Origin of the sequence: Armatimonas sp., from assembly GCF_043757465.1 — a bacterium.
Classification (GTDB): domain Bacteria; phylum Armatimonadota; class Armatimonadia; order Armatimonadales; family Armatimonadaceae; genus Armatimonas.
In genome coordinates, this window is sequence record NZ_JAYVPL010000023.1 from 1 (window position 1) to 26,299 (window position 26,299).

Genomic DNA, 26,299 nt, shown 5'->3' on the forward strand with positions numbered 1-26,299 from the left:
TAGATACCTCTTTCTTAACCAAATAGCGACAGTATGACAAAAAAATGCCAACTCATAGCGGGAGGCCCTAAGAAAGTCCCTCCCGAACGAGCGGAGCGATCCCGACAGAGAGTTGTTTCTGTATCTGTATGATAGTCAATGAGTAGCATTTACGATCATCAGCGAGATGCGCACAAATGGTTTGTAGTGAATCAGCGCACTAAGATCTTCTGCCTGTGTGCTTTCCGTTACGATATAGCGTCCGTCAGGGCTGAAGGCGATGATGCCCTCATTTGAAAAATCTTCCGTCCAGAGTGGCTTTTCTCCGACACGACCAATGGCTAACTGCGAAACTCCTTCGCGGCTGTGTATCCGACGAGCAACCATCTGGCCGTTTTGGGAAACAATCTCTGTGCGAGGGGGGAGCGCGATTCGTGGGACGGGCCGGGCAAAATAGCCTCCCAGCAGAACAAGTGGTGTGAGAAATGTCGCCCACAGAAAGGCACGAGTTGGAGTTAGTTTTGCACGACTCTTACGCGGCTTGACGTTGATGTGCATCGTGGAGGCAGCTTTTGCAGCATTTGTTGAGGCGGCAGAAACGGTTGCCACCGAGGGAGCCGCCGTAGTGGAGTAGCTCGTGGATAGAGTTTGTTGGGCTTGCTGTGTGGTCGTCTTTAACCGCATGGTGAATTAGTCTACGGCATCGGGCGGGCGAGTTCAAACATGGCGTCGGGCTGGGCGCGTGTGTACCAGTCGCCGCTCATTCGGGCGATGTAATCCACTCGGGTGGCGTCTACTTTTCCGGTCTCGTCCAAAAGAGCTTCATCAATCCAGTAGCGCACCACTTCGCCGATAATGTAGTTTGCTGAGAGCGGCCCCGGCCCGTGCTTGACCACCTGAAAGAGCTTGCACTCCATCGCGAGCGGCGACTCCAGAACACGCGCGGGCTTGACAACCTCCGTCGCACCTTTGGTGAATCCCACCTCTTCCCACTCACTCACGCCGTAGGGGTACTCAAACGATGCCTGGTTCATCTTCTCGCGAATCGCGTAGGTCACGATAGAGATCGTGTATTCCCCCGTGGCTTCAATATTGACCAGAGTATCTTTAGGCTGTCCGTGGCGATTGTTCAGCGGCGAAACGCTCACCGACGGCGGGTTTGCGCCACCTGCCATGAAGTACGAAAACGGTGCGAGATTGGGCTTTCCCTCAGGTGAGAGGGTCGAGACAAATGCGATAGGCCGGGGCGAGACGCAGACATTGAGGAGCTTGTAGGCATCCGGGATCGCCATTGTCGCCGGATCGAAGGCACGGTGGGACATATTTGATTGTACCCTGTAGAATAGACCCCGTGAAACGCCCCGATACCCTAGCCAACGAAATAGAGAAACTGCTGGGTAGGGCATCAAGCGATGCACTCATCGGCGCGTCTGGGATTGACGATGATCCCCTGCTCACGCGCTGGGTGACCCGGATCGGGCAGGAAGTGGCGGTGCACTCGGATCGACTGGACGCCAAACCCGGGTTTGTGATTCTGGGAAGCGATGTCGCCAACGCCCTCACTCTTCCGGGAAGCAAAGTTCTCGTGACACGCGGGCTGCTTGATGAAGTTACTAGCGACGATGAGCTGGCGGGGGTTCTGGCCCATGAGGTTGGGCATGTGGCCAAGCGCCATGCGTGGCAGCAGCTTCAGAACAATGGGCTTGTCGCGCTCCTGCTGCGTATTGTACCTCCCAAGGGCAGCGTGCTGAGCCAGGGCTTGCCGATCCTGAATCTGCTGCGTGCCCTCGCCCAGAGCCGTGACAACGAGTACCAAGCCGATAGGGTCGGGCTCGGGTTTGCGGCAGCGGCGGGCTATGCGCCCAGTGGGCTCCTCCGCTTTATTGAGACCATGGCAAGCGGCCCCCTAGCGGCTTGGGAGGAGTACTTCAGCACGCACCCCACTGGCCCCAAACGAACAACAGTCGGACGCCAGCAGCCCGTGGTGCGAGAGAGCGATATTGACTCCCGAGGTGCCGTGGCCGCGGGGCTAGATGCACGCGGGCTTGCCGGGCTTGCTCAGCTGGTTCGTCTGGGGCGTGACCCGCTGGCTCTCCCTGTATTAACCTCCACATCCCTCAGCGCTCGCAACCGTCTGGAGCGAAAAGAGCTCACTGATACGATCCAGCGTCAACAGACTCGGCTTATGGCTACCTACAAGCCTCTCGTAACGGCGAGCACGCTCCAGCAGCTTCTCTTGCTCACCGCCCAGAGTCAGGATATTCGCCGGCTTGTCCTCTCGACGCATGCCTATCTGCTCCAGTTCAAGCTTCAAGATGTCTACGCACGCACCCTGCGGCTGCTCCGGCTCGCCGGGCCCGTCTGGGATGCTCTGCACTCGGGCACAGATCCCGAGACCATTGAGTGCCTTCGAGGGCGCTCGGAGATCCGCGAGGCACTAGCGCAGATTGCGGCAGTTCCGACACCGCTTCAGCGTGCGAGCCAGGCATCACTCACGGTACTGGCGGATCTCCATGTAGGCAGATTCTATCGCCTGAACTCAGCGGCACAGTGGACTCACTTCGCCGCCGTCGAGGGACTGATCCGCTATGCGGAAAGTGAGCTCTCCCGCGCGGATCGTGCGGCGGGAGGGGGATGGCGCTATCTGGCGATGGCCCGGGTTCGGCGCTACCAACAGCAACTGGATCTGCTGATTCCAGAGAGCAGTCTTACAAAGAGGGCACTCTGGAGCGAGCTTGTGGAGCGCCGTCTGGGCCAACCGGTAGAATGGAGCGGCTCCGCCGGAGAGGCGAGTGTCTCGGCGGCACTCTCCGTGGAGCGGGGAGACAAGAAGCCGTGCCCTCTGGGAACCTCCTGGGCGGAATGGGTGGTACAAAGCGGGGGAATTCCGGAAAATATTGCCACGGTACTTCGCCTGCTAACCCTGGATATCCAGCGGGAGCTGGCCGCACGAGCGTACTTAGGGTGGAAGGAATAGGATGCAGAAGCTGCGGGTGGCGCTCTGGGCGCTGATTGGCATTGGAACGCTGGCGGGTCTGTACGGGGCAAGCCTGCGCTTTGTCGCGGAGGCAAGTAACAAGCGTATTGAGCTAACTCTAGACATGACGGAGCTGCAAAAGCTGGCGTCCGCGGAGGGAGTGCCTACAGCCCGCGTACTGGAGCGATTTAGGCAAGCAGGCATCACGTCGGTTGCGATTACCGAGGACACGCTGGCCTCGCTGGAGGAGTCGCGTCGCGTGGAGGCAATCCCTTCAGCGGAACCAGGCGTAACCTATCTGATGACTCATCAGGGAAGCTACTCCCGCATTCTAGCTGCCATTCAGAGCCGAACACATTTCAAGCTGGATCCCAATAATGAGTACGCTCAGATCCGAGTTCCCCCAGGTGCGGAGCTCCTTAAAGTCGAAGACCTTGGGATGGAGGTCTACCAGCCTTTCTCGGTGATTAAGACGATCGGGGTCGGACTCGATCCAAACTTGCTCCAGATGGTGAAGAACGCCAATATGAGTGTCGTGGGGCGACTTCAGAACTCCGTCAACATCCCCAACACGGGAATTGGCTGGGCACTGGAGCAGCTCAAGAGCCAGGGTGTTAAGACCGTCATTTTTTCTGGGGATGATGTTCTGGGCTACGATAGCCAGCTCCGCACCACGGCAGAGGCCCTAGGGGCTAAGCACCTTCAGGTTGGAATTGTTGAGTTCACCAAGATAAAAGGCGATACGCTTCTGCATCAGCTTGCCACAGAGCAAGTTGTCCGCGTCCATACGATTCCGGGGGCTGAGATGGCCACGGCAACGCCTGCGGATAATATCCAGCGCTTCTCCCTGGCAGCGCGGGAACGTAATATTCGGATGCTCTATATCCGGCTCTTTCTGGAGAAAACCAATCCCCTTAACGAGAACATTGAGTACATAGAGACGCTTGTCAAGTCTCTTAAGCGGGGTGGGTTAACGATTGGCGAGGCGCATACCTATCCCCTATTTGCTGTCCCTCTTGCCGCGCGTGTCTTAATCGGGTTGGGGCTGGCAGCCACGCTTTTTCTTCTCTGCCAGGAGCTCTTTGGCCTACTTGGTGATCTGGCTCATCCTCTCTCATTACTGGTATTAGCGGGTGCGGGCGGGCTCGTTGTCCTGGCGGCAGTGTCCCCCAAACTTGCGGCACTGGCTGCGGCGGTTGTCTTTGCGGGGTTCGCGGTGGTGCAGGGGGGGCTCCTTAGCCCCGTGGAGTGGGGTAAAAAACCGCTCCGCGTGGCACTTCTCCGTTTAGTGCGGATCGTCGGCGTGACGACACTGGGAATTATTTCGGTGGTCGGCCTGCTAGCGACTCAGGCATTTATCGTGAAAGCGGATGCGTTTGTCGGGATCAAGGCGGCCCTTTACCTCCCGCTGTTTCTTGCCGTGCTGGTCTGGGCAGTCGGGCTGCGCACCGAGAGTCCAGCAGCTCTCTTATCCCTGCTGCGCCGCCAGCTCCAGCGGGCACTTCTCTTGATCAACGAGCCGGTACGATTCTGGCAAGTGGGAGCGGGCCTGGCGATACTGATCATCCTGGCGATGCTCTGGCTACGCTCCGGCAACGAAGGCGCCGTCGTGGTCACGGGGTTTGAGCTGCGTTTTCGGGATCTACTCGATGCCACTCTGCCCGTCCGACCACGCTTTAAGGCGCTTCTTTTTGCGGCACTGCTCCTGGGAATCTATCTTGCCGGTCGGGGAGAGAGGCGCTGGGGAGTGCCCTTGTATCTTCTTGGCGTGATTGCCGTGACAGACTACCTCAATACTTTCTGCCATCTACACATCCCCCTCCTTGTCAGTGTGATGCGCGACTCATTGGGGGTTGTTCTGGGGCTAGGTCTAGGCACGCTACTCATTGTACTGTTGGAGCGGCACTGGAAAAAAACCAAGTCATGAAGATTGCGGCACTGGGCTACTACGGCTTTGGGAATCTAGGAGATGAGGCAGTGCTCGCAGGGATTCGGACAGCGCTGACGGAGCGCTTTCCGGCTGCGCAGCTACTGGTTCTGACTGCTGATTCCACCGCGACAGCCGCACTACATCCCGGCGTCGGAACCGCCAATCGCTGGCACTGGAAAGAGACCGTCCGTGCTCTCTCGGGCACGGATCTCTTCGTGTTCGGGGGCGGCAGCTTACTGCAAGACGTCACAAGTGCGCGCTCCGTACTCTGGTACGCCCTGATGGCCTTGATCGCACGCCGTAAGGCGCGGCGTGTGCTCTGGTGGGGGCAGGGAGTTGGCCCGCTCAGCCATCCGCTCTCCCGAAAGGTGGTTCGTTTTATCGCGCAGCAGGCAGATGGGCTGACGGTGCGGGATATAAAAAGCGCGACTCTTTTGAAGGAAATCGGCGTGACACGGTCTATAGAAGTAGTGGCCGACCCCGCATTTGCTCTTGACCCCACAGCCGTGACGAAACCGTCGGGGACACTGGTGGCGCTACGTCGCTGGCCGGGCGTCTCCCCAGAGACCCTAGCCCGCGCTGTCCCCGGAGCCACCGCGCTTCCGATGCACCTACCCGGCGATCTTGAGGCCCACGGGGAGCTCCCTTGCTACAACTGGCAGCTTAAAGGCGCGTCGGTGGCGGATGTACTCGGGCAGGTCGCGGTGGCGGAGCAGGTCGTGGCGATGCGACTTCACGCCCTGATCTTTGCAGCACGCTGCGCGACGCCATTTGTCGCACTCTCCTACGACCCGAAGGTTGATGCTCTAGCGCAAGCGACAGGCCAGGAGGACGCCTTACTGGACGCCGTGCACGCAACTCCCGAGAGCCTGCGTGCCGCAATGGCACGCGTCCGAGAAAACGCTCCCCAGCGCCGCGAGCAGCTTCACGCTTTTGCACAAGCCGAGCGCATCCGCGCCCGCCGCCCGAGTGAGCTTGCCCAGGAATGGTTCCGATGATAATAAGACGCTATTTTCTCGCGGCTGTGCTGCCCCTGGCGGCACTTCTAGCCCAGGCTCAGGAGACCACTGTCAAGCAAGAGACAGAAGTAAAACAAGAAACAAAAGAAGTAAAAGACGAAAAAAAGAAAAAAGACCAGTTCCGCATGAACTCGAGCAATACGGGCGGCATGGGGGGGGCACCGCGCGATGGCAAGACCTTCCCTGAGCGCCTGATCGGGCCGCTCGGCAAAGATCTCAATGCCTACGGGAACTGGGTGCTCACTCTACGGTCAAACCAGGTTTCAGGGAGCCAGTCCGCTAAAGACTGGTTTAAGTTTCAAAACAACAACCAGTTTTTTAATACTTCGTCGCTCGGCCCCTTCAAGCAGCAGCTCGACATGACTTTGATGGGGAGCCTTTTCAGTGCTGTCCGCGTCAATACCAGCCTGACAAACAACCGAGTCGCGGCACAGACGAGCCTTGCGCAGCTCCTGGGCTTCGAATACGAGAGTGCTGACAAGCGCACTAAGGCAGCGGTGGGCGATGTCAACGCGAGCCTGCCAGGCAATGAGCTCGTGACTTTTTCCCGCCGCCTCGTTGGCGTCCAGTACGACCGGCAACTGGGCGCAGGGCGAACGTTCTCTACCGTGGCCTCGATCACGCGGGCTCTGGCACGGCGAGGTAGCTTCCAGGGAAATGGAACGACCGGCCCCTACTACATGAATGCCTCACAGATTATTCCGGCGTCGGAAAAACTCTACCTCAATGGCCAGGAGCTCGTTGCCTACGAAGACTATGAGCTGGACTATATTCTGGGGACAGTTCACATGAAAAAGAGCCGTATCCTCAACCGTGAAGATACGGTGGAGTTCAGCTACGAGGCGCAGAACTTCAATACGAGCCCGGGTGTGCTGACGGGCCTGCGTTTCGAGACCCCCGCGAGCTTTGCCAAGTCGGGGCGCGTGGGAGCCACGGTGCTACGACAGATGGCAGGTAGTAGTGGGACAGCAAACCGGCCCGTCACTCAGTACTTCCCGGTCTACAGCGACCTGGCCTCTCGCTACACCCTGCCCTCCCCTATTCAGCCTAATACCCCCGTGGAGGTGCGCTACCAGGAGCGCCTGCTGACCGAGGGGATCAATGCGGACTATATTCTCAACCGGGAGCTGAACTACATCCAGCTCCGACGTTCCTTGCCTGCGGACACCGCACTACTTGGAATATCGTCCCTCTCGATCAACTACACGCCCGTGCCACAACTTGGTGTGGGAGGTGATCGCCAGGTGCTGGGCCTAGACACGCAGTTTTCCCCATTGCCGAATGCTAAGATCAATGTTCAGTACGGCCAGAGCCAGGGTGTCAGTAAGCAAAATAGTGGCACGGGGCTAATTTTCACTGCTGCCTTGGGCTCACAGCAGACAGACAGTAAGAGCGCGGTAATGATGGGCACGAAAGACACAGATGCCCTTCTGAAGAGCACCAGTGCGGCGACAGGTTCGGGCTTTCGGCCTTCGTGGAACGCGAACCTGGGCTGGCGCAATATCGAGCCAGGCTTTTCGGGAATCGAGTCCACCGCCACGGCGCTTCTGCGCTCGGAGCGCGGGCTCCGGGGGACATTTGGGTTTAGCCCCTCCCCGAGCTGGGTCTACGACTTTACCGTCAACGACACAACTGTCTCTCAGCCGTTCAGCTCCAGTGTAGGAACCACAACGACGGGCTCCACAATCTCTACCTTCCGAAACCAGACCATGAACTTTGGAGCAAACTGGACACCGCTGACTCAGGGCAGACAAAAGCTCCCGAGGATGCGTTATTCCCATGCGGGCACCAATCAAGGAAGTGGTAGCTCCCTGGCGACTTTTAATAGCGACCAGCTTGCCGCAACCTACGATTTGGTGAAGGGAAGTGTTGAGGCGAGCCTCTTTCGAACCGGCTCCAAGGGGCGTAGTATCTTTGCCAATGGCTACACCCAAACCGTCGGCACAGGTGGCTCCAGTGGTACGGGTGGGTTGCTCGGTGGCTACCGCGACGGCACAACGGCCCAGACCACTACGAACTCGTCCTCTGAAACGGCGCAGCTCAAGCTCAATCTGACACCTGGGGCCAACTTAACATTCTCGACCAGCGTGGGGCTAACGAGCAATCACTCCGGGGGAGCGCTCTTTCGCGGGCGTGATCTGGCGTTCTCGACCACCTACTCGCCACTGCCAGAAAAGCTCCAGTTCCAGTTTGATATCACTGATACCACCAACGGGCAGAATCTCTCCGGGTTCTATAACGCGGGTTCGGGCTTGGATGCCGGAAATACAGGGCTGGGGGGAGCGTCCACCGGACAGCGAACACGCTCCCAAAACGCGCGGGTCTCGTTTACGCCGACATCACGCTTCCGTGTGGAGACGGGCTTTATTCAGCAGCTCTCCTTGATTCCCGGTTACGATAACACGGAGAGTAAAACAACCGACCTCTCGCTAGACTACACCCTCAACGAGAAGTTTAAGCTCCTAGGGCAGTGGAGTAAACAAGGGACAACCTATGTGGGCAGCACGAGCGACTCGGACAACCAGAACTACATCCTCCAGGTCATGGCGGGTCCCTACCGCCGGATGAACTTCACGGTCAGTGGGGCACGTATGAACTTTGGCTCCGCGCTAAGCAGTTTTGGCACAGGAGGAGGCATTGTCTCCGGGGTCGGGTCCGGGTTGGGGCAGATCGGGGGGGGGACTAGCTCCGGATTCGGTCAGAGCGGTGTCACCACGACTTTTGTTCTGCGAAGCACCTACGCCGTCTCACTTCAGCAGCGCACAAAGGGTGCGAGCAAAGAAAGCACGAGCCGGGAGACGCCGCTGCTTCCGTTCTTCGAGTGGCGTCTTCTTAACGCCAGTAGCCCCGCCGCCACAGGAACAGGGACGGGGACAGGCTCAGGAACCGGCAGCATCGGCGGGTTTCACAACGCGCTCAACTACCTCAACAACGAGGCAAGAGTCGGGGTCGAGTGGGCCGTCAGTAGCCTTCTCTCCGCCACGTTCGATGTACGCTTTATCCGAATGACCGACCGCGACACTCCGCAGTTCTCCTACAATGCTCGAACCCTGAACTTCGATCTGCGCGCTCGGTTTAATTAAGCCCTAGAAACGAAGCCGCAGAGAGGGCATGTGAGCGATGATAAGGCCGAGAACTGCTCCCGCAACCACATCGTGGGGATAGTGACGCTTGAGAGTTACCCGGCTATCGGCGATTGCGGCAGCTCCCAGATACCAGAGCGCGGCCTCGGTCTTACTTCGGGCTCTGGTTGCGGCTAGCCCGGCAATCGTAAATGCGGCGCTGGCATGGCCGCTGGGAAAGCTGTCGAAGGTCGAACCATCGGGGCGACGTTCGTGGGACAGATACTTCAGGCTGGTGGCGAGTAGCGTGCTCGTTACCAGTGCCCGTCCCCGGTCACGCGAGTCCCCTGACAGAACCCCTGCGGCCAGAAACGCCAGGTTGCCTTCGTGCGAGAAAAACTTCGCTGTCGAGTGGTCAAGTAGCCCGGTCTGGGCATGACTGGGGACGATGGCAAGAGTCGCAAACAAAACGGCTAGCAAGATTCGCATAGCCACAGTATCCCGTATCTTGGCAAATCTCACAAAAGACGATAGAATCAATCCTGTTCTGGAGTGGTGTCCGAGTTGGTCGAAGGAGCACGATTGGAAATCGTGTAGGCTGTAAAAGGTCTCGTGGGTTCGAATCCCACTCACTCCGTTCTACAATTCCTTTCGGGGTACAGGAGGACCTGAGCACTGTTGCGACGAATCACCTGGGAAAACTCCGTGCAGACCGTCAAGTGCTGGCCTCGCTGGAAGCGCTTTGCGTTGCTTGCTGTGGTCTCCCCCACCCTTCTTGCGGCCCTGGTCTCACTGGGCTTCTATGCCAACTTGCATCGCACGGCCCAGGCGATGTCAGGTACCTCTCTGCCGAAGCTCCCCGTACTTACCAAAACGCAGCGCCTGCTAATCATCGCTCCGCACTGCGATGACGAGACCCTGGGAGCTGGTGGCCTCATCGCGCAAGCCCGTCAGAGCGGGATTCCCGTCCGGGTGGTTTTTCTCACCAATGGCGATGCCTTCCCCGCCGCCTGTGCCCTCGTCACACGGCGACTGCCCACCCGTGCCACGGACTACGTACATCTTGGAGAGCTCCGTCAAAAAGAGGCGCTCAAGGCACTTGCCGCTCTAGGTGTGGGCACGGAGTCGGTGACCTTTCTCGGGTACCCTGATCGCGGGCTGAATGCGCTCTGGGAAGATCACTGGCTACCCAGCGCTCCCTACCGCTCTCCCTACACAAACCGTAGCTCGACGCCACGAGGAGCGTACTGTGGAGCCGCTCTCGTCACGGACATCAAGGGGGTTTTGGAGCAGTTCCGCCCCACCGATGTCTTTGTCACGCATCCCGCCGACGATCACATGGATCATAGCATCGGGGCCTCGTTCACGGAGGCCGCACTAGAAGGCACATCACTCAAAAATACTCTACTGCACTACTACATCGTGCACCGGGGCGACTGGCCGCTTCCACAGGGCTACTCCCCTCAGCTTAATCTTGTCCCGCCCTCCGGGTTTGCGCTCGCGGATACACACTGGCGCTCTTTGGTACTGAGTCCTGAGACTCAAAAGGCCAAGGAGCGTGCTCTGAACCAGTATTCTTCTCAGCTAGAGCTATGTGGCCGTCAGCTCCGATCATTTCTGAGAGGCAATGAGATTTTTGGAGCAACAGTCGAACCCAGTATTGGAACATCGCAAGTTGCGAAAGTGCGAGATGCCCAAGGAGATGATGTGGTGCGCTTCGCAAACCCGGCGACAGACCTGACGGCGCTGTCCGCTCAGGTAGAAAACGAGAGTCTTCGGGTTACTCTACAGCTTCGCGGTGCGGCTGCCCCTGGAGTGCGCTATGGGCTTCGACTCCGCACCTCGTCGGGAGTTTATCTGGCACGAACCTTGCAGTCTCCACAATTGATACAAACTGGCAAACGCGAGCTCACCTACACGCTTCCTCTTGCACAGCTTCGGCTTGGTGAGTCAGGAGCCCTTAACACTCTCTGGCTCTCGGCAGAAACAGGCATGACCACACGCTATATCGTGGACCGAACTGGCTACCGCCGCTTTATCTTACGCAATCCGTGATTGATTTGCGAAGGAATGTACAGGAACCATTGGAAAAAATAGATTCGCTCAACCGTCGCAACTCACTGCGCCTGCTCTTCCACGGCCCCATCGTCCTGCGGCGCGCTGGGGAAAAAGAGGCACTGGTGCTTGCCACTATCTGCATGGTAGACATGTTCACCACGCTGCTGTGGGTAACCATGGGCTATGCCACGGAAGCTAATCACCTGCTTGCATGGACGTTTGATGTTCACCCGATCACTTTTGTTCTCGTGAAATCCATCTCGTGTATCCCCGCAGTACTCATGGCCCCTAATCTAGCTCGTCGCCACAAGACCTTCACGATCTGGCTGCTACGGATAATTATTGCTGTCTACGCTCTCACCTATTTCAAGCTCGCACAATTCTGATATACTGCCCGCTGTGAGTGAACCTCTCCTTTCTCTGGAGAACCTGGAAGTCTCGTTTCCCGCCGGATCGGTCGTGCGGGGAGTCTCTCTTGCGGTAAGCCGTGGGGAAACCCTGGGAATCGTCGGCGAATCAGGATCCGGCAAGACCATGACAGCGCTCTCCGCGCTACGCCTTATCCCCGAGCCGGGCCGAGTGACGGCGGGGCGTATTCTTTTCGAGGGGCAGGATCTGCTTGCGCTGCCGGAAAAAGACTTGCGCGCGATTCGTGGGGGCCGGATCGCGATGATCTTTCAGGATCCGATGACCAGCCTCAACCCCGTCTTCTCCATTGGGAATCAAATCGCCGAGTCCGTACGCCTGCACAAGCGTGTCAGCAAGTCTGATGCCTGGGATGCCGCTGTGGCTGCCCTGCGCCGGGTGCAGATACCCGATCCAGAGCGGCGTGCACGCCAGTATCCCCACGAGCTCTCGGGGGGGATGCGCCAGCGAGCGATGATTGCCATGGCGCTCGCCTCCGAGCCGGATGTGCTCCTCGCCGACGAACCCACGACGGCGCTGGATGTGACAGTGCAGGCTCAGATACTGACGCTCATTCGTCAGTTGCAACAAGAGCTCGGCATGGCAGTGATTTTTATTACCCATGATCTTGGTGTCGTCGCTCAGGTCTGTGACCGTGTCGCGGTTCTCTACGGTGGTCAGGTCATGGAAGAGGCCGATGTCCACACGCTCTTTTCCAGCCCCAAGCATCCCTACACCCGTGCCTTGCTGGAGTCGCTTCCCGAAAATGCTCCTAAGAATACGGGAGCCACTGCCGCGCGTCTCAACTTCATTCCAGGGCAGCCGCCCACGCGCCCGAGTGAAGTCAGCGGCTGCCCGTTCCGCCCCCGGTGCTCTGAAGCCATCGAGAAATGTCACGAGCCACTCCCAACGCGGCTGATCACCAAGGAGCACCTAGTACGCTGCCACCGTGTTCTGGAAGGAGAGCACTGATGCCAGAGGGATCAGCGCTGCTTGAGGTAGAGAATCTCTCTGTCCAGTTCTCTGTCGGTGGCGGCAAGCTTGTCCGCGCGGTGGACGGGGTTTCCTTCGCCGTAGCAAAAGGTGAGACCCTGGGAATCGTCGGCGAGTCGGGCTGTGGGAAGTCCACGACAGGCCGGGCGATCCTGCGGCTTTTGCCCAAAGCCGGTGGCACGGTGCGTTTCGACGGCGACGATGTCCATGCCCTCTCTGGCGATGCGCTTAAGGCACTCCGTCGGCGCGTGCAGATGGTCTTTCAGGATCCCTACGCGAGTCTCTCCCCGCGCCTTACCGTCGGCCAGCTCGTGCGTGAGCCGCTAGAGATCCACGATATTAAAGGCGATAAGAATACCCGTGTCGAGGAACTGTTGCGCTCCGTGGGGCTTCCTGATGGGATCGCCAGCCGCTTCCCCCATGCGTTTTCTGGGGGGCAGCGCCAGCGCATCGGGATCGCGCGAGCCCTCGCTCTCAACCCCGAACTGATTGTTCTTGATGAGCCTGTCTCCGCACTTGATATCTCCGTACGCGCCCAGGTTGTCAACCTCTTGATGGACTTGCAGCAGGAGCGCGGGATCACTTATATCTTCATCGGCCACGATCTGGCACTGATTCGGCATATCGCGCACCGGGTTGCCGTTATGTACTTAGGGCGAATTGTCGAAATGGGAACTGCCGAGGCGATCTATTCCAATCCGCGCCATCCCTACACCCGTTCCCTTCTGGCCTCCGTCCCGCTGCCTGATCCGACCAAGCGCCGCAATAGTGCGCCGCTGGAAGGTGACCCGCCGTCGCCTCTCAACATCCCCACTGGCTGCCGCTTCCGTACGCGTTGTCCGTTTGCGCAAGCGATCTGTACAGAAAAAGAGCCCACACTCGGTCTGGAAAGCGGCGCTGCCTGTCATTTCTCACAGGAGCTGCCTGTCTGGAATTCTTGACAGGGTATCTTGCCAGGGATAGAATGAACCGAACATTTTTTTAGGGACTCTTTTTCGTGGACTTTACCACGTCAATGTCAATCAACCTGGAGGTTTAGCATAAGTCATCAACGTGATGCCCGCGGTTTCGACCGCAATCGGGACATGGGCCCCCGAGTCAATGAGCGCATCCGCGTTCGAGAAGTCCGTGTTGTCGGCGAGGACGGAGAGCAACTAGGGGTAATGACCCCGCGCGAAGCGCTGGATGTTGCTCGTAGCAGAGGCATGGATCTGATCGAAGTTGCCCCCACTGCAACTCCTCCGGTCTGCCGCATCATGGATTACGGTAAGTTCAAGTACGAGCAAGGCAAACGAGACCGTGAAGCCCGCCTGAAACAGCGACAATCCGACATGAAGGGAATAACCATCTCCCCAAAGATGGGTTTTATTGACGATCATGACCTGGACATCAAGATCCGAAACTGCGTGAAGTTTCTGGGGGACGGCGATAAGGTTAAGATCACCTTCCGGTTCCGTTCCCGCTGGATGTCGCACCCTGAGTTTGCACAAGAGGCGATGGCCAAGATCGCAAAGACTGCAGTTGATGCCGGAGTCGGACAGGTCGAGCGCCACCCGCTGATCGAAGGCCGTCAGATGATCATGATTCTGTCCCCTTCCAAAGAGGCGATGAAGCGTGCTGCCCAGCGCCTGGAGAGCCGCACCAACGCCAAGCAACATCCCAGTAGCCAGAACAAATCCTCTGGTACCGAGTCCACAAAGCCTGCCGAGGACGAGGACGAAGAAGAGGAGCTGGATGACGAGAACTTAGATGAGGACGACGACCTCAATGATGAGGATGATGAGGATGACGACGAGAGTCTGGAAGTCAATGCGGAAACGCAAGTCGAAGCTGCTGTAGAGGTCGCTGAGACTGCTGAGACCGTCGAGACGGAAGCCAAATAGATTCCCGCCCCGGTAGTTTCCGGGGCGGTTTATTTTTTCTTAGGCTTCGGAGGAGTGGCTGCCCCAAGCGTCAGCGCAGTCACCTGAACTTTCGAGAGTGCCCAGCTCTCGTTCTCCAGTCCCTCCAAGCCCGTGACCGAGAAACGCAGAACGACGGAATCCGAGCGGTGCGTGAACGTAAAGGCATTTTTGTAGACCGAATCACGAGGCATGCCACTCTCATCCATGAACAGGCCGAGGCTGTTTCGCTCGTGCGCACCTGTGTAGCCCTTATTGTTTCCTAGTGGGTAGTCCGCAGGATAGGCTTGGAGAGCGGCGTCTTTGAGTTCCGTGCCGGGATTATAAAAAGTCGTGTGCAGCAGGGTTGGTCCGTTGAGCACGGAGAGATCGAAGAGATCAGGGCCGTTGCGGGGCGTGCCATTGCCATCCCAAGTACCAACGACAAAAAGCTCAAAAGAAATGCGGAGCGCATTGTGTGTCGGCAGCTTTCCCAGAGCCAGTCGAACCTCCTGGTTACTTAGCAGCCCCAAAAAACTCCGGTTACCCCGAGGAGTCACTCCGTGCTCCAAGTTGTTCCAGGTACCTCCCAGCGCAGTGGTCGTCCATTCGGCACCTGTCGCGGCGCGCTCAAAGTGACTCTCATAGGCAGGAAGCTCAAGGCGCGTTGTCAGGGACGCATCCGGCAGCAGCAGCTCACGCGCCACCAGCCTTGCCTCAACATCAGCGCGCAGCGTCAGGGCACGCTGGAGAAGCTCACGCACACTGTCGTTGCTTGCCACAGCGAGAGGTGTGCGACCGTCTTTGGCCCGCTGTGTGGGATCCGCGCCACACGCCAAGAGCCAGAGCAGACTCTCGGTCTGACCGCTCTCTGAGGCGCTGTGGAGGGGCGTGAAGCCATTGTCGCGCTCCGCATCTACTCGCGCCCCCTTTTCCATCAAGAGCTGACAGATCGCTGTGTGGCCATTGCGTACGGCCTGGTGCAGGGGCGTGAAGCCCTCGTAGACTTTGGCATTGACATCCGCTCCGAATCTGATGAGCAGGCGTACCATGTCCAAATAACCAAAATAGCTCGCCGACTCCAGGGGCGTGACACGTCCCTCGGTGCGTCGCGCATCCAAAGTGGCACCATTTGCAACGAAAAATCGTGCGATCTCTAGCTGATTGTGCCAGGCGGCATGGTGGAGCGGGGTATTGCCTTTCTGATCACGGCTGTTTACCTGAGACGCATCTATGCTCACCAAACGACGGACTTCGTCCAGATTGCCTACGACTGTGGCCGCATGCAGCGGAGGGAGTATCTCATCTGCAGCAAGGGGCAGTGTCAAAATTCCCAGCGTGAAGGTACGGCGATGCATGATTCTGTTATACTATAGTACGATGCAACAAGACAGCAACTGGCCAGACTTTCGCGGCCACAAGGGTGATGGTTTTAGTGGCGCCACCGACCTTCCCAAAGAGTGGAACGAAAAGAAAAATGTCCGCTGGAAAACCCCGGTTCCCGAACACGGCTGGTCGTCGCCCGTAGTCTGGGAGAACCATATCTGGCTTACGGCAGCAACGGAAGACGGCAAAGAGCAGTTCGCCTTGTGTTTCGAGCGCACCACGGGGAAGCTACTGCAACGGATCTTGGTCTTCCAAAACCCTTCCCCTCAAGCTTTTCCACGAAGTAACAACACGTATGCGTCACCGTCACCCGTGATTGAGAAGGGTCGTGTCTATGTGCATTTCGGGACATTTGGCACGGCCTGCATTGATACGCGTCGGTTTACTATCCTCTGGACGCGGCGTGACTTAAATTGTCAGCACGGGCAAGGTCCCGGTTCATCGCCCTTGCTTTTTCAAGATAAACTGATCCTGACCTACGATGGGATGGATGTACAGTACTTAGTTGCCCTGGAGGCGAAGACGGGCAAGACACTATGGAAGACCCCTCGCAATACGCGGTTTAGCAACAGTGACGGTGATCTGCACAAAGCCTACACAACCCCCTACCTCCTGAAACGAGGCAGCCAACAGGAGCTAGTGAGTGTGGGTGCCAGTGCGGCCTGTGGGTACGATCCTGGATCTGGCAAAGAGCTCTGGCGTATCCCCCACCCTGGCTTCTCGAACGCATCCAGGCCCATCTCCGGCAACGGACTCCTGTTCTTAAACACGGGCTTCAATCGCCCGGAGCTCTGGGCAGTCAAGCTGGATCGCCCGGACGGTCCGACGCCCGATGACGTTGTTTGGCGCTACACCAAAGGTGTTCCCAATCTGAGCTCGCCGCTTCTGCTGGAGGATCTTCTCTACTTCGTTGCCGACTCCGAGGTGCTCACGTGCCTAGAGGCTGCAACGGGAAAAGAAGTCTATAAGGAGCGCATCGGGGGGCGTTTTTACGCGTCGCCGGTCTATGCCGGAGGGCTAATCTATTTATTTAACGAGCGTGGCAAGGCTTGGATTGTTAAGCCAGGTCGAACCCTTAACACGGTCGCGCAGAATGAGCTTGAAATGGGGTGCCATGCCTCGCCAGCTCTCTGCGGGAAAGCGCTCTATGTTCGAACCAGTACACATCTGTACTGTTTAGAGCGTGTCTGACACGGTGGGGAGCTTTAGGGTGGCGCGGGCCGTGAGGAGTGCAATGGCAATCACGAGATCTTCTGGGTAGGTAATCTTCGGGTTCGGCGCGGTGCTCTCCATCAGGTGGACGGTACGCCCAAGCCGCCGCAAGAGGCTTGCATCATCGGTAGTAACAAAGCCTTCGGAGCGCGCTGAGAGGTGGGCGCGTCTGAGTAAGTCGGTCAGAAATCCCTGAGGTGTCTCCACAGCAACGAGATCGGCCCTCTCGACGAGTTCCCCACTGCGGCGGATCAGTGTGTCCGTAACGGGCCGAACGAGAGTCATGAGCTGGTGGCTACGTGCGGTGCCAACGCATTCAGAGATCAGCTCAGGGGTGATGCAGCACCGTGCCGCGTCGTGGACGAGCACGTACTCGGTCGTAACGGCATCCAAGCCCCGTCGGACACTCTCCTGGCGCGTGCTACCGCCAAGCACCACCGCTTGCAGCTTCCCGCCTGCGTACCGCTCGCCCAGCTCCCAGAGCAAATCGCTCTCCCCTTCATTGGCCACCAGAACAATGCGGGCGATATCGGTACACTGCCCAAAGGCATCTAGAGTCCAGCCAAGCAAGGGGCGGCCCAGAAGATCGGTGAATATCTTATTCTGCTCCGCTCCAAAGCGCCCACCATGCCCGGCAGCGGGGATGAGGGCAGTGACAGCAGGTTGGGATCGCATCGGCTCTTTCTAGGAACGCTGGGCCCGGATCGGGGTACGAGGGCCGCGCGTGTAGGGACGAATATTCCGGTCGTAGTCCGCCCCGCCGTCGTCATCGCGCAAGTGGGCGAAGATCATCTTACCCGCCGTCGTTTGCAGGAGCGAGGAGACAATTACCTCAACTGTCTCTCCCACCACTTTACGGCCCCCTTCAATGACGATCATCGTGCCGTCGTCGAGATACCCAATCCCTTGATTCTGCTCACGCCCCTCGCGTACTACAGCGACTCGCATCTCCTCGCCGGGCAGGACAATTGGCTTCAGAGCATTAGCAAGCTCATTGATATTCAAAACGGGGACACCCTGTAGCTCCGCCACTTTATTCAGGTTGAAGTCGTTTGTCACGAGTGTGCCATCGAGCGCCTTTGCGAGCTTCACCAGCCGGGAATCCACTTCCTCTTTTTCGGGTGCGAGCTTATCATAGCTCCGCACCACAAGCGTTAGCTCTTTCTGCATCTGGTTGAGAATATCCAGCCCACGACGGCCTCGTGCCCGTTTGAGACCATCTGACGAATCAGCGATATGTTGCAGCTCATCGAGGACAAATCCAGGAATATAGATCGTCCCTTCCACAAATCCCGCCCGCGCAATATCTGCTATCCGACCGTCAATGATGACATTCGTATCCAGAATCTTAAAAGTCGCGTGCTGAAGCTTGTTTTCCTCTTCCGCCTCCTTGGTCTGTGGCGGCATATAGAAGTGCAACTCCTCCTTCATCGAGAATGCAGCGGATGTGGTCAGGTAGCTTAAAATAACTCCTGTAATAAGCACGACTGCTACGGCTGCCAGTGTGTTGTGATCCAACGCACGGAAGATCACCACCGAAATCGCAGCCGTCAGGAATATTCCCATCGTGAGTCCAGCACCAATGGCGACCTTGTCACGTGTGGACATCTTGCGCATCTGGTCGCCCAGGCTCTCGATCTTACGAAAGATAAAGCGCCCCAAGGCAAAGCCAAAAATCACGCTAGAGAGTCCAAAAACGACCCAGTAAACCCAGCGTTGATTTTCAGTCAGCAAGTTTTTTGCACGAAGAAAATCGAAGACCAGATTAGAGGCATACCAACCCACTCCAACCGCTAAACTAACGAGAAGAGCGGTGAAAGTCAAACGCCAAATTTTATTATTCATAGTGTGTCTCCTTCTGGTACGATTGGGTTTGCTTAGCTGTTCCCGCTTTTAGCAATGCGAATCCGTGCTTGAGCCCGGCGCATGCTTTCCATTATCTCCGTGCGGTCAATACTCTCGGCGCTGCTTAGCAACTCGCGTGCCCGTATCAGAGAGGCTTCCGCGCGGCTCACATCTATCTCGTCGTCAAACTCAGCCGTGTTTGCTAAAACCGAGACTTTAGTCTTGGCGACATCAAGAAACCCGCCTGCAACAACCAGTTGTCGTGTGGTGCCGTCGGCCAGACGGACGACACACTCACCAACACCAAGCTCCGCCAGTAAGGGGGCATGTCCTGCGAGAATTCCAAGGCTTCCCTCAACCGAGGGCACCTGGACAGAGGTCACGTCTCCAGAAAGCACCGTTTTCTCTGGTGTGACGATATTTAAATTGAAAGTCGCTGCCAAATTTTCTATCCTTAAACTCTCCCACGGAGAGCGTACTCGGTTCTCATTGTACCACTCTCACTGCCGCTCAACAGAGTCCATTTGGTAGAGTCGCTCCCCATTCGGCATAAATATTGCCATAGAACCTACCGATTATGGCACTGGTGGGAATACAACGAAATGCTCCGCGCATCGGCTTCGTCTTCTCGACAGAAGTGGGACTAAAGACACAGTACCAGAACTGGCGTGAGGCTCTCACACGCCTCGCTCCACCTCTCGATCCTCGTTGGATTGTTATTGACTGGTACCGGCCTGGGGGCGTACTGGAGCGTCTTCCACTTCTGCCCGGTTCCTGGAAGGCGCGCTTGCGCTCGCAGCAGCAGCTCAGCGCCGGGCTACAGAGTGGGCCGTTCGATGGTCTTCTGATCGGTGCCCCCGCAATTACCTATAACCGACGAAAACTCCTGAGGCAGCAGCCGTATTTTGTCGCGATTGACTGTACCCCTAAACAGCTCACTGCGTTTGGGGATTGCTACGGGAAGACCCCCAGCACGTTCGTCCCCTACGAACGCTGGAAGGAGCGGGCACGCCGCGACTTCTACCAGAATGCCCGCCTTCTTTTTCCCTGGTCACACTGGGCCGCCCAGAGCATGATCCACGACTACGGCGCTGATCCCGCACAAGTCGAGGTGGTTCCGCCTGGTATCAACTTAGACCTCTGGCAGACGGAGCCGCGATCTCTTACCGACGATATCCATATCCTTTTTGTGGGGGGAGATTTTGTCCGCAAGGGGGGCGACTTACTCCTGGACTGGGCACACCAGACTCGCAAGCGTAACTGGCACTTGCACCTGGTCACCCGAGACCCTGTTCCTACCACCCATCCTAATGTTCATATCTACCATGGGCTTGGCCCCAACCATCCGGATCTCATCGCGCTGTACCGTAAAGCGCAGCTCTTTGTGATACCCACTCGGTGCGATTGTTACTCTCTGGCGGGCCTAGAGGCAATCGCCTCTGGATTGCCTGTCCTACTCAGTCAGGTCGGTGGAACCGGAGATATAATTCGCGATGGGGAGACGGGCTACTTACTCCCGCCAGGTGACTACGATGCACTGGTGGATCGGCTGGAGTTTCTGCTGAGTAACCCACAACATCTTGGGCCAATGGGCATTGCAGCCCGCCACGATGCGGAGGAGCGCTACGATGTGGAGAAAAATGTAGGGCGGATACTAGCACGTATGGAGCAGGAACTTTCTAAAGCATCTTGACAAGTTCCACTTCAAGCTCCGCTAGTTTTCGCTTCCCTCCAACACGCATTCCTCGCACTGCCTTATCGAGTGTTTCACTGACATCGCTTGTGCCGAGCATAAATATTTCAGGAAGCTCAGATGGCTTGTTCGCACTGTAGTGAACCACGACGGTCTGCCCAAGCTGTGCCTCCTGACCGGTACCAACCACCACATCCACAGGCGCACTTGTGTCTAATGCAGTCGCCACAGGCCCCGGCGTGGGCGACGGGCTCATCAGTGGCTGCGGGGGTGGGCTGGGAGTTGTCGGTTGCGGTGGCGAACTGGGTTCAAAAACCGACGGCGGGGTGGCCCCTGGTGGCTTAGGGATCCAGCGATTCAGCGCGGGATATTTGGCCACGACCTGCGTACGGCTCCACGCGAGCCCACAGTTCAGGTGATTGGGTGCCCACTTGCGTGCGAGCCAGAGGCTCCCTCCCAGGAGTAGAAGCAGCACCACCAGGCAGCCACAACAGCCACCTTTACCGCGCTTTTTCCGCTTGAGAGTTCCTGTGGACGTAGGCGACGTAGACAAGAGCTACTTCACTTTCAGGAGCTCGATTTCAAAAACGAGTGTCGCTCCCGGAGGGATCGTCCCCTGCCCCGTCTCCCCGTAGCCTAGAGCTGCCGGAATGACGAGCTTGCGTTTGCCGCCCACTTTCATCCCAGGAAGCCCTTCGTTCCAACCTGCAACTACCTGGCCGGGTAGTGAGAAGGAATACGGCTCATTATTATGATCCGCCGAGGAATCAAACTTGGTACCATCGGTGAGCCAGCCCGTGTAGAGGACATCCACAGTAGTGCCGTCCTTGGCTTCTTTCCCAGCTCCGACGACCAGATCTTCGTACTTGAGACCCGACTTTGTCGTCACAGCCTTGGGCCCGAGCTTGGCTTTTTCCCCATTGGCTAGCGCCTCGTCCGCCGTTTTCTTCCCGAAGGCTTCTTTACGGTTGGTCGCCTCCGCAGTGACGGACGCCGGATTCGGCGTTGCCTCGACGGGCACGGGGGGCTCTTTGGGAGCAAAAAATTTCCCGACGATAAACAAAGCGACAAAGATGCCCAAGACAATCACAATGGGCTTGATAAAAGGATTACGATTCATAGCGGTTTACGAGTTTACCTCCAGGAGCTCAAGATCAAAAATCAACGTGCTGTTGGGCGGGATGCTTGCGCCCTGGCCCGCTGCACCATAACCAAGTTCCGAGGGGATGATCAACAAGCGTTTGCCGCCCACTTTCATCGTGGAGATCCCCTCCTCGAAGCCCTTGATCACCTGGCTTGCCCCCAGCTTAACACTAAAAGGAGTGCGCCCTGGATTCAGCGACGAGTCGAAGATCGTGCCGTTGAGCAAGGCCCCCGTGTAGTTCACCACCGCCGTCTGGCCGTTCGAGGGCACCACCCCAGCTCCCACCGTTTTCTCAATGTACTTCAACCCACTGGGCTTTGTCACGACGTCCCCGACAAAGACTGCCTGCGACTCGCTGGTGCTGCCTGCGACACTGACACGAACGACAGCATAGCCTGCTACAGCTCCTGTTGCCGCTCCTGCACTGGTGAGAGTCAGCGACTCGCTACCTCGTGTGATGCTGAAGCTAGCGCCCCCCGTCCCTAACGGAATCGCATTGCCTCCACTGTCTTTTACCGTGACGGTGAGGTTTTTCGTTTCCGCAACCTTAACCCCTTGCTCAGCAGGGATGGATAGGGTAAAGCTTCCGTTTGGCAGGATATTGACCGTGGTTTCTGCGCTCTCCAAGCCCGGTATTTTCGCCTTGAGCTTGAGGACACCGACTTTTGACGCTGTGATGTTCCCGGTGTTGTCAATGCTGGCCGTATCCCCACCGCTGGTTACCTCGAAGGTACGCTGGGCAGGGTCGTAGCTTATCGGGTTACCATCCGCATCGGTAAAGCTGAAGTCGAGCTGCTTGCTCTCGCCGAGCTTGACGCTCTGACCTGCCCCAATGACAGCCGTCGCAGTGCCCGGTGCCCGGACTTCGATCTCGAAGGACGCGCTGGTCTTTGCATCAAGAGCCGCCTGCACCCGCGCTACCCCTACTGCCTTAGCAGTGAGCTTGCCATCGGGTGTCAGACTGACCACCTCGCTCCCACTGAGCACGGTATAGGTCGCTGAGCCTGTGGAGATCGCGACGCTCGCCCCGTTACCATCCGTCGCCGAGAGGCCCAGGTCGGTGCTCTGTCCCACGATGATCCGTGCCGGGCTCGTAATTGCAACTGTCTGCACCTTGCCTACCAGCAGGACATCTCCCGCCCCGGTACCATCGCTTGCAAGATTAACGGTCTTGCTCGCCGTTCCAACCACCGCACCACTGCCGTTCTTGCCCGCATAGAATGTCACGTTCAGCACGTTTGGCCCCGGTGCCACGTTGGTGGGCGAGGCGTAGCTCTGGGTGTAGCCGGCGGAATCATCGTTGCGGTTGGTCGCGGGAAAGGCTCCCTGTTTCAGCGAGACAACGGCGGAGAGCGCGGACGACGGCGCACTTAGGCTCCGGCTCCGTGCCGCCCACACGATATCTAGCTTGACAGGAGTCGTGGCCGCTGACACACTGGTACTATCACCACCGCCGCAGCCACTGAGCACCGAGAAAGGGAGCGCGGCTAGAAGAGCCGCCAGGAAGAGAGGTTGTCGCATCAGCCTATTTTACCGCGAGTAATTCGACATCGAAAATAAGAGTTGCATTCGGCGGGATCACGCCACCTGCACCCCGCGCACCGTACGCAAGATCACTCGGGATCGTCAGGGTACGTCGCCCTCCGACTTTCATGCCCGCCACGCCTTCGTCCCAGCCCTTGATCACCATCCCAACTCCCAGCGTAAAGACAAATGGTTGGTTTCGATCCCGTGAGGAGTCAAACTTGCTGCCATCGAGTAGCGTGCCCGTGTAGTGCACGGAAACCCCGCGCCCCACGACAGGAGCGTCACCCTCACCAACGACGATATCTTCATATTGCAGGCCAGAGGCCGTAGTCACAGTTGCCATGCCTTCCAGTTTACCAGAGCAACCCGCAGAACGTGGTATACCCTGGGGTAATGCCTCCGGAAAAGCTACTTTCTTACCTACTGGAAACCGCTCAAGACCTGCTGGACACGGCAACCTACGAGAGCCAGACACATAAAGCCGCAGTAATTGTTCACTGGCTCGCCGGTTTGCTGGAGTCTATTGCGCCCGAGACCACCCCTTTGCTGCTTGCAATCTCCAATCCGGTGACCCATGAGGCGCTGGAAGAGATCACGAGCGAGGCACTCCTGGAGATCCGCTTGCGCCTCCCCGACGGTTCGGAGCTGTTTGGCAGTGCGCTACTGCTGCGCCGCTAGGGTCACCCGGATGGTGGTTCCCTTACCAAGCTCGCTCTGAATCTCCAGAGTGCCGCCATGCGCTTCAGCAATTGCGCGGCTGATCGCCAGTCCCAGACCTGTGCCGCCCCCCGTGCGGGCACGGGCGCTGTCTACCCGGTAGAAGCGCTCGCCTAGGTGTGTGAGGTGCTCCGGCGAGATCCCTTCGCCTGAATCCGATACCAAAAAGCCATCGGCGAGGGCCGTCACCTGAACCGTGCCGTCTTTGGGGGTATGCCGCAGGGCATTGTCTAGCAAGTTGAGCAGCAGTCGGTGGAGCAGATGTGCATCCCCCCAGACTGCCTCTTTGCTCACCTGAACAGCGATCTGTGCTCCGTCGGTGTGGAGCTTACGTGCCTCTGAGACCGTCCCGGTAAAAAGTGTCTCGAGCAGCACTTCGGACTCTTTGAGCGGGAGCTGCCCATGATCCGTACGCGCCAACAGAAGCAAGTCCTGGACGATGCGTGCCGTTCGATCCGCAGCGCGATCTATCTCCACCAGAGTCTCCCGGTAATCCGGGGTCAGGTCAGGATCGGTGAGCGCGAGGCTGGAGTTTGCCTTGATCACTGTTAGAGGCGTCTTGAGCTCGTGAGAGGCATCGGCGACAAAGCGTTTTTGCCGCTCAAACGAGGCTTCAAGCCGGGCCAGCATTCCATTAAAAGTTTCCTCTAGTTTTGCAAACTCGTCCTTGCCACGCACCGGTAGGCGCTCGGAGAGATCCTCGACCCCAATTCGTCCCGCCGCTTGAGTGACCGCGCGAATGGGAGCCAGTGCCCGGCCCGTCAGAAACATCCCAGCAGGTCCCGCAATCAAGAGAGCTATGGGAATCATGGTGAGCAGTGTCCGCGTGAGCCGATTTAGCTCAGCATGAACCTGTGCCAATGACTCAGAATGCTGGAAATAGAGCTCCGGGCCACTGTCTACCTTAATCTTCGTCGTGCAGTAACGGAATCCTTTAGATGTCGTCCAAACAGGGGTGCCCAGCGCAACACATTTCTTTATTCCGTCGAGATCACGAGAAGAGGAAACCCCATCTATTGCGTTGATGCCGGACATCAGATAAATCGGCCACACAGGTACACCCGAATCAGTGTATCTAAGCTTAGATTTTGCAAAATTCGCGCGGATCTCGGTCAGAGAAAATGGTTTATTAGGTTCGCTCCGTGGTCGTTCGCGACGATTCGGGCGATCGCTGTGCAAGTTACGGTCCACACCGCTGATTAGGTTATTCTCTACCTGGACGCGCACCATGCTCCCGAAAACTCCGAGTGCCAGTGCGAAAACGAGCATATTTAACAGCGTCAACTGAACACGGACACTCATGATGCTTCGATTTCCTCTTGGGGGGGACGGCGTAGGACATAGCCGATCCCGTGGACGGTATGGATTAGTTTTATTTCAGCATCTATGTCTATCTTGCGCCGGAGCATCGTGATATAGACATCCACGGTGTTGGAGCCCGTGCGCCCTTCGTCGCCCCAGATACGCTCCAGAATGGTCTCGCGCGTGAGTGCGCGGCCTTCGTTTTTGGCGAGTGCTTCCAGCAGGCTATACTCCCGTGGCGTCAGCGCCAGCTCCTCTCCGCCACGCAGCACGCGCCGCAGGGTGGTATCTATCTCCAGATCCCGAATCACGATAATGCTACTCTTGTTCACTCCCTCGCGACGGAGCAGCGCACGCACCCGTGCCAGCAGCTCCTCAAAGGCAAAGGGTTTGGGAAGGTAGTCATCTGCCCCCACTTCCAGTCCTCTCACGCGCTCGGGAACGGCATCGCGCGCGGTCAGCATCAAAATGGGCGTGCGCTCTCGTCGGGCACGCAGGCGGCGACAGATCTCCAGGCCGTCCAGGCCCGGCAACATCAAGTCCAGCAGGATCAGAGAGAAGCCCCCCTCAATCGCCCGCTCCCAGCCGCTCAAGCCATCCTCCGCAACCTCTACCTGATAGCCCGCGCGCTCCAGCCCCCGTTTCACCACAGCGGCGATCGGGGCTTCATCTTCGACTAAAAGAATTCGCACTCTCTTGTTATACCGCCGCAAAATGCCCGGCGCATTCATGGATTTTTAACCGCCGCCAATAAAATAAGGCGTCTGCAATGGCACGCAGACGCCTTATTCTATTCTATGGGGCGCTTCAGATATGCGCGGTAAGTTTTTCGGCGATTACCTGACGTGGCGCAAGTCCGACCATACCGTCCACTTGCTTGCCCCCTTTGAAGATCAAGAGTGCAGGAATGCTCTGAATCCCGTACTGGCCCGCCAGATCTGGCTCCTCGTCTACGTTGAGCTTCACAATCTTGACTTTATCGCCCAGCTGCTCCGCCACGGCATCGAGCTCCGGCGCGATCCGGCGACACGGGCCACACCAGGGCGCCCAGAAATCAACCAGAACCGGAACTTCGGACTTCAGAACCGTTGTCTCAAAATCGGCGGCTGTCACCGCTGCTGCTGCACTCATCTTTATTTCCTCCAAACGTTCTAAGAAAATCTTCCACAC

The 26,299-nt window shown here is 57.8% G+C and carries 26 protein-coding genes and 1 tRNA gene; 13 read left to right on the forward strand and 14 right to left on the reverse strand.

The genetic code is table 11. The annotated features are described in order from the left end of the window. Positions 1-135 precede the first annotated feature (135 nt). Both ACH2ED_RS03065 and ACH2ED_RS03070 read right to left on the reverse strand, forming a co-directional pair. Positions 136-663: a hypothetical protein gene (locus ACH2ED_RS03065; RefSeq protein WP_395088743.1), complete on the reverse strand. Its 528-nt coding sequence runs from the start codon at positions 661-663 to the stop codon at positions 136-138. 11 nt (positions 664-674) lie between these two features. Further along, complete coding sequence (locus ACH2ED_RS03070) at positions 675-1,301, reverse strand: flavin reductase family protein (protein WP_395088744.1); 627 nt, start codon at positions 1,299-1,301, stop codon at positions 675-677. A gap of 29 nt (positions 1,302-1,330) precedes the next feature. On the opposite strand from ACH2ED_RS03070, the gene ACH2ED_RS03075 reads away from it, so the two are divergent. From ACH2ED_RS03075 to ACH2ED_RS03090, 4 genes are read left to right on the forward strand one after another with little or no spacing between them, the layout of a single operon-like run. After that, positions 1,331-2,956, forward strand: coding sequence for a M48 family metalloprotease (locus ACH2ED_RS03075; RefSeq protein WP_395088745.1), 1,626 nt, complete (start codon positions 1,331-1,333; stop codon positions 2,954-2,956). Position 2,957: 1 nt separating this feature from the next. Next, positions 2,958-4,883, forward strand: a complete 1,926-nt coding sequence (locus ACH2ED_RS03080; protein ID WP_395088746.1) for a DUF5693 family protein — start codon at positions 2,958-2,960, stop codon at positions 4,881-4,883. Then, positions 4,880-5,884 carry a polysaccharide pyruvyl transferase CsaB gene (gene csaB, locus ACH2ED_RS03085; RefSeq protein ID WP_395088747.1) on the forward strand — a complete coding sequence of 335 codons (1,005 nt, stop codon included), beginning with the start codon at positions 4,880-4,882 and terminating at the stop codon, positions 5,882-5,884. The genes ACH2ED_RS03080 and csaB overlap by 4 nt, the downstream gene beginning before the upstream one ends. Next, positions 5,881-8,988 carry a hypothetical protein gene (locus ACH2ED_RS03090; protein ID WP_395088748.1) on the forward strand — a complete coding sequence of 1,036 codons (3,108 nt, stop codon included), beginning with the start codon at positions 5,881-5,883 and terminating at the stop codon, positions 8,986-8,988. The genes csaB and ACH2ED_RS03090 overlap by 4 nt, the downstream gene beginning before the upstream one ends. Positions 8,989-8,991: 3 nt before the next feature. Here the strand turns inward: ACH2ED_RS03090 and ACH2ED_RS03095 are convergent, their stop codons facing one another. After that, positions 8,992-9,456, reverse strand: a complete 465-nt coding sequence (locus tag ACH2ED_RS03095) for a phosphatase PAP2 family protein (RefSeq protein WP_395088749.1) — start codon at positions 9,454-9,456, stop codon at positions 8,992-8,994. A gap of 60 nt (positions 9,457-9,516) precedes the next feature. Between ACH2ED_RS03095 and ACH2ED_RS03100 the strand changes: the two genes are divergently transcribed. The 6 genes from ACH2ED_RS03100 to infC all read left to right on the forward strand — a co-directional run bounded on the left by ACH2ED_RS03100 (position 9,517) and on the right by infC (position 14,306). Continuing rightward, positions 9,517-9,604: transfer RNA gene (locus tag ACH2ED_RS03100), tRNA-Ser, on the forward strand. A gap of 41 nt (positions 9,605-9,645) precedes the next feature. Continuing rightward, a complete protein-coding gene (locus tag ACH2ED_RS03105; RefSeq protein WP_395088750.1) occupies positions 9,646-11,022 on the forward strand; it encodes a PIG-L deacetylase family protein in 1,377 nt (458 codons plus the stop codon). Between the two features lie 29 nt (positions 11,023-11,051). Continuing rightward, complete coding sequence (locus ACH2ED_RS03110; protein WP_395088751.1) at positions 11,052-11,411, forward strand: DUF5658 family protein; 360 nt, start codon at positions 11,052-11,054, stop codon at positions 11,409-11,411. 13 nt (positions 11,412-11,424) lie between these two features. Then, positions 11,425-12,402, forward strand: coding sequence for an ABC transporter ATP-binding protein (locus ACH2ED_RS03115; protein WP_395088752.1), 978 nt, complete (start codon positions 11,425-11,427; stop codon positions 12,400-12,402). Next, the gene (locus ACH2ED_RS03120; protein ID WP_395088753.1) at positions 12,402-13,364 is read left to right on the forward strand and encodes an ABC transporter ATP-binding protein; all 963 of its coding nucleotides are present in this window, start codon (positions 12,402-12,404) and stop codon (positions 13,362-13,364) included. Before ACH2ED_RS03115 ends, ACH2ED_RS03120 begins: the two co-directional genes overlap by 1 nt. Before the next feature lie 144 nt (positions 13,365-13,508). Beyond that, positions 13,509-14,306: a translation initiation factor IF-3 gene (gene infC, locus ACH2ED_RS03125; RefSeq protein WP_395088754.1), complete on the forward strand. Its 798-nt coding sequence runs from the start codon at positions 13,509-13,511 to the stop codon at positions 14,304-14,306. Positions 14,307-14,335: 29 nt separating this feature from the next. On the opposite strand, the gene ACH2ED_RS03130 is transcribed toward infC, so the two are convergent. Then, a complete protein-coding gene (locus ACH2ED_RS03130) occupies positions 14,336-15,661 on the reverse strand; it encodes an ankyrin repeat domain-containing protein (protein WP_395088755.1) in 1,326 nt (441 codons plus the stop codon). 22 nt (positions 15,662-15,683) lie between these two features. Here ACH2ED_RS03130 and ACH2ED_RS03135 point away from each other — a divergent pair, with 22 nt between their 5' ends. Next, positions 15,684-16,880: a PQQ-binding-like beta-propeller repeat protein gene (locus tag ACH2ED_RS03135; protein WP_395088756.1), complete on the forward strand. Its 1,197-nt coding sequence runs from the start codon at positions 15,684-15,686 to the stop codon at positions 16,878-16,880. Here the strand turns inward: ACH2ED_RS03135 and ispD are convergent. Genes ispD through atpC form a run of 3 tightly spaced genes read right to left on the reverse strand, consistent with a single transcriptional unit; the run spans position 16,866 to position 19,189 of the window. Further along, a complete protein-coding gene (gene ispD, locus ACH2ED_RS03140) occupies positions 16,866-17,576 on the reverse strand; it encodes a 2-C-methyl-D-erythritol 4-phosphate cytidylyltransferase (protein ID WP_395088757.1) in 711 nt (236 codons plus the stop codon). The genes ACH2ED_RS03135 and ispD overlap by 15 nt on opposite strands. 9 nt (positions 17,577-17,585) lie before the next feature. Continuing rightward, complete coding sequence (locus tag ACH2ED_RS03145) at positions 17,586-18,746, reverse strand: PIN/TRAM domain-containing protein (RefSeq protein WP_395088758.1); 1,161 nt, start codon at positions 18,744-18,746, stop codon at positions 17,586-17,588. A gap of 32 nt (positions 18,747-18,778) precedes the next feature. Further along, positions 18,779-19,189, reverse strand: a complete 411-nt coding sequence (gene atpC / locus ACH2ED_RS03150; RefSeq protein ID WP_395088759.1) for an ATP synthase F1 subunit epsilon — start codon at positions 19,187-19,189, stop codon at positions 18,779-18,781. Positions 19,190-19,332: 143 nt separating this feature from the next. Here atpC and ACH2ED_RS03155 point away from each other — a divergent pair, with 143 nt between their 5' ends. Continuing rightward, a complete protein-coding gene (locus ACH2ED_RS03155; protein ID WP_395088760.1) occupies positions 19,333-20,439 on the forward strand; it encodes a glycosyltransferase family 4 protein in 1,107 nt (368 codons plus the stop codon). Here the strand turns inward: ACH2ED_RS03155 and ACH2ED_RS03160 are convergent. The 4 genes from ACH2ED_RS03160 to ACH2ED_RS03175 form a co-directional block, all read right to left on the reverse strand. After that, positions 20,426-20,992, reverse strand: coding sequence for an FKBP-type peptidyl-prolyl cis-trans isomerase (locus ACH2ED_RS03160; RefSeq protein WP_395088761.1), 567 nt, complete (start codon positions 20,990-20,992; stop codon positions 20,426-20,428). The two genes, ACH2ED_RS03155 and ACH2ED_RS03160, sit on opposite strands and share 14 nt — an antisense overlap. A gap of 3 nt (positions 20,993-20,995) precedes the next feature. Next, positions 20,996-21,328: an FKBP-type peptidyl-prolyl cis-trans isomerase gene (locus tag ACH2ED_RS03165; RefSeq protein WP_395088816.1), complete on the reverse strand. Its 333-nt coding sequence runs from the start codon at positions 21,326-21,328 to the stop codon at positions 20,996-20,998. Positions 21,329-21,565: 237 nt separating this feature from the next. Next, positions 21,566-22,075 (reverse strand): FKBP-type peptidyl-prolyl cis-trans isomerase, encoded by a 510-nt coding sequence (locus ACH2ED_RS03170; RefSeq protein ID WP_395088817.1) that lies wholly within the window; start codon positions 22,073-22,075, stop codon positions 21,566-21,568. Positions 22,076-23,108: 1,033 nt separating this feature from the next. Continuing rightward, positions 23,109-23,492: an FKBP-type peptidyl-prolyl cis-trans isomerase gene (locus tag ACH2ED_RS03175; protein ID WP_395088818.1), complete on the reverse strand. Its 384-nt coding sequence runs from the start codon at positions 23,490-23,492 to the stop codon at positions 23,109-23,111. Positions 23,493-23,503: 11 nt separating this feature from the next. On the opposite strand from ACH2ED_RS03175, the gene ACH2ED_RS03180 reads away from it, so the two are divergent. Then, a complete protein-coding gene (locus tag ACH2ED_RS03180; protein WP_395088820.1) occupies positions 23,504-23,788 on the forward strand; it encodes a hypothetical protein in 285 nt (94 codons plus the stop codon). Here ACH2ED_RS03180 and ACH2ED_RS03185 read toward each other — a convergent pair. The 3 genes from ACH2ED_RS03185 to trxA form a co-directional block, all read right to left on the reverse strand. Continuing rightward, positions 23,771-24,637 carry a sensor histidine kinase gene (locus ACH2ED_RS03185; protein WP_395088762.1) on the reverse strand — a complete coding sequence of 289 codons (867 nt, stop codon included), beginning with the start codon at positions 24,635-24,637 and terminating at the stop codon, positions 23,771-23,773. The two genes, ACH2ED_RS03180 and ACH2ED_RS03185, sit on opposite strands and share 18 nt — an antisense overlap. Before the next feature lie 488 nt (positions 24,638-25,125). Next, positions 25,126-25,821 carry a response regulator transcription factor gene (locus ACH2ED_RS03190; protein WP_395088763.1) on the reverse strand — a complete coding sequence of 232 codons (696 nt, stop codon included), beginning with the start codon at positions 25,819-25,821 and terminating at the stop codon, positions 25,126-25,128. Positions 25,822-25,936: 115 nt separating this feature from the next. Further along, positions 25,937-26,260: a thioredoxin gene (gene trxA / locus ACH2ED_RS03195; protein ID WP_395088764.1), complete on the reverse strand. Its 324-nt coding sequence runs from the start codon at positions 26,258-26,260 to the stop codon at positions 25,937-25,939. Between the last annotated feature and the right edge of the window lie 39 nt (positions 26,261-26,299).

What these genes read in the sequence shown, in the direction of transcription:
- ispD (WP_395088757.1), bottom strand. Translation starts at nt 17,576, where the DNA reads ATGCGATCCCAACCTGCTGTCACTGCCCTCATCCCCGCTGCCGGGCAT.
- ACH2ED_RS03080 (WP_395088746.1), top strand. Translation starts at nt 2,958, where the DNA reads ATGCAGAAGCTGCGGGTGGCGCTCTGGGCGCTGATTGGCATTGGAACG.
- ACH2ED_RS03185 (WP_395088762.1), bottom strand. Translation starts at nt 24,637, where the DNA reads ATGATTCCCATAGCTCTCTTGATTGCGGGACCTGCTGGGATGTTTCTG.
- ACH2ED_RS03070 (WP_395088744.1), bottom strand. Translation starts at nt 1,301, where the DNA reads ATGTCCCACCGTGCCTTCGATCCGGCGACAATGGCGATCCCGGATGCC.
- ACH2ED_RS03180 (WP_395088820.1), top strand. Translation starts at nt 23,504, where the DNA reads ATGCCTCCGGAAAAGCTACTTTCTTACCTACTGGAAACCGCTCAAGAC.
- ACH2ED_RS03145 (WP_395088758.1), bottom strand. Translation starts at nt 18,746, where the DNA reads ATGAATAATAAAATTTGGCGTTTGACTTTCACCGCTCTTCTCGTTAGT.
- csaB (WP_395088747.1), top strand. Translation starts at nt 4,880, where the DNA reads ATGAAGATTGCGGCACTGGGCTACTACGGCTTTGGGAATCTAGGAGAT.
- ACH2ED_RS03095 (WP_395088749.1), bottom strand. Translation starts at nt 9,456, where the DNA reads ATGCGAATCTTGCTAGCCGTTTTGTTTGCGACTCTTGCCATCGTCCCC.
- trxA (WP_395088764.1), bottom strand. Translation starts at nt 26,260, where the DNA reads ATGAGTGCAGCAGCAGCGGTGACAGCCGCCGATTTTGAGACAACGGTT.
- ACH2ED_RS03065 (WP_395088743.1), bottom strand. Translation starts at nt 663, where the DNA reads ATGCGGTTAAAGACGACCACACAGCAAGCCCAACAAACTCTATCCACG.
- ACH2ED_RS03135 (WP_395088756.1), top strand. Translation starts at nt 15,684, where the DNA reads ATGCAACAAGACAGCAACTGGCCAGACTTTCGCGGCCACAAGGGTGAT.
- ACH2ED_RS03120 (WP_395088753.1), top strand. Translation starts at nt 12,402, where the DNA reads ATGCCAGAGGGATCAGCGCTGCTTGAGGTAGAGAATCTCTCTGTCCAG.
- ACH2ED_RS03090 (WP_395088748.1), top strand. Translation starts at nt 5,881, where the DNA reads ATGATAATAAGACGCTATTTTCTCGCGGCTGTGCTGCCCCTGGCGGCA.
- infC (WP_395088754.1), top strand. Translation starts at nt 13,509, where the DNA reads ATGGGCCCCCGAGTCAATGAGCGCATCCGCGTTCGAGAAGTCCGTGTT.
- ACH2ED_RS03130 (WP_395088755.1), bottom strand. Translation starts at nt 15,661, where the DNA reads ATGCATCGCCGTACCTTCACGCTGGGAATTTTGACACTGCCCCTTGCT.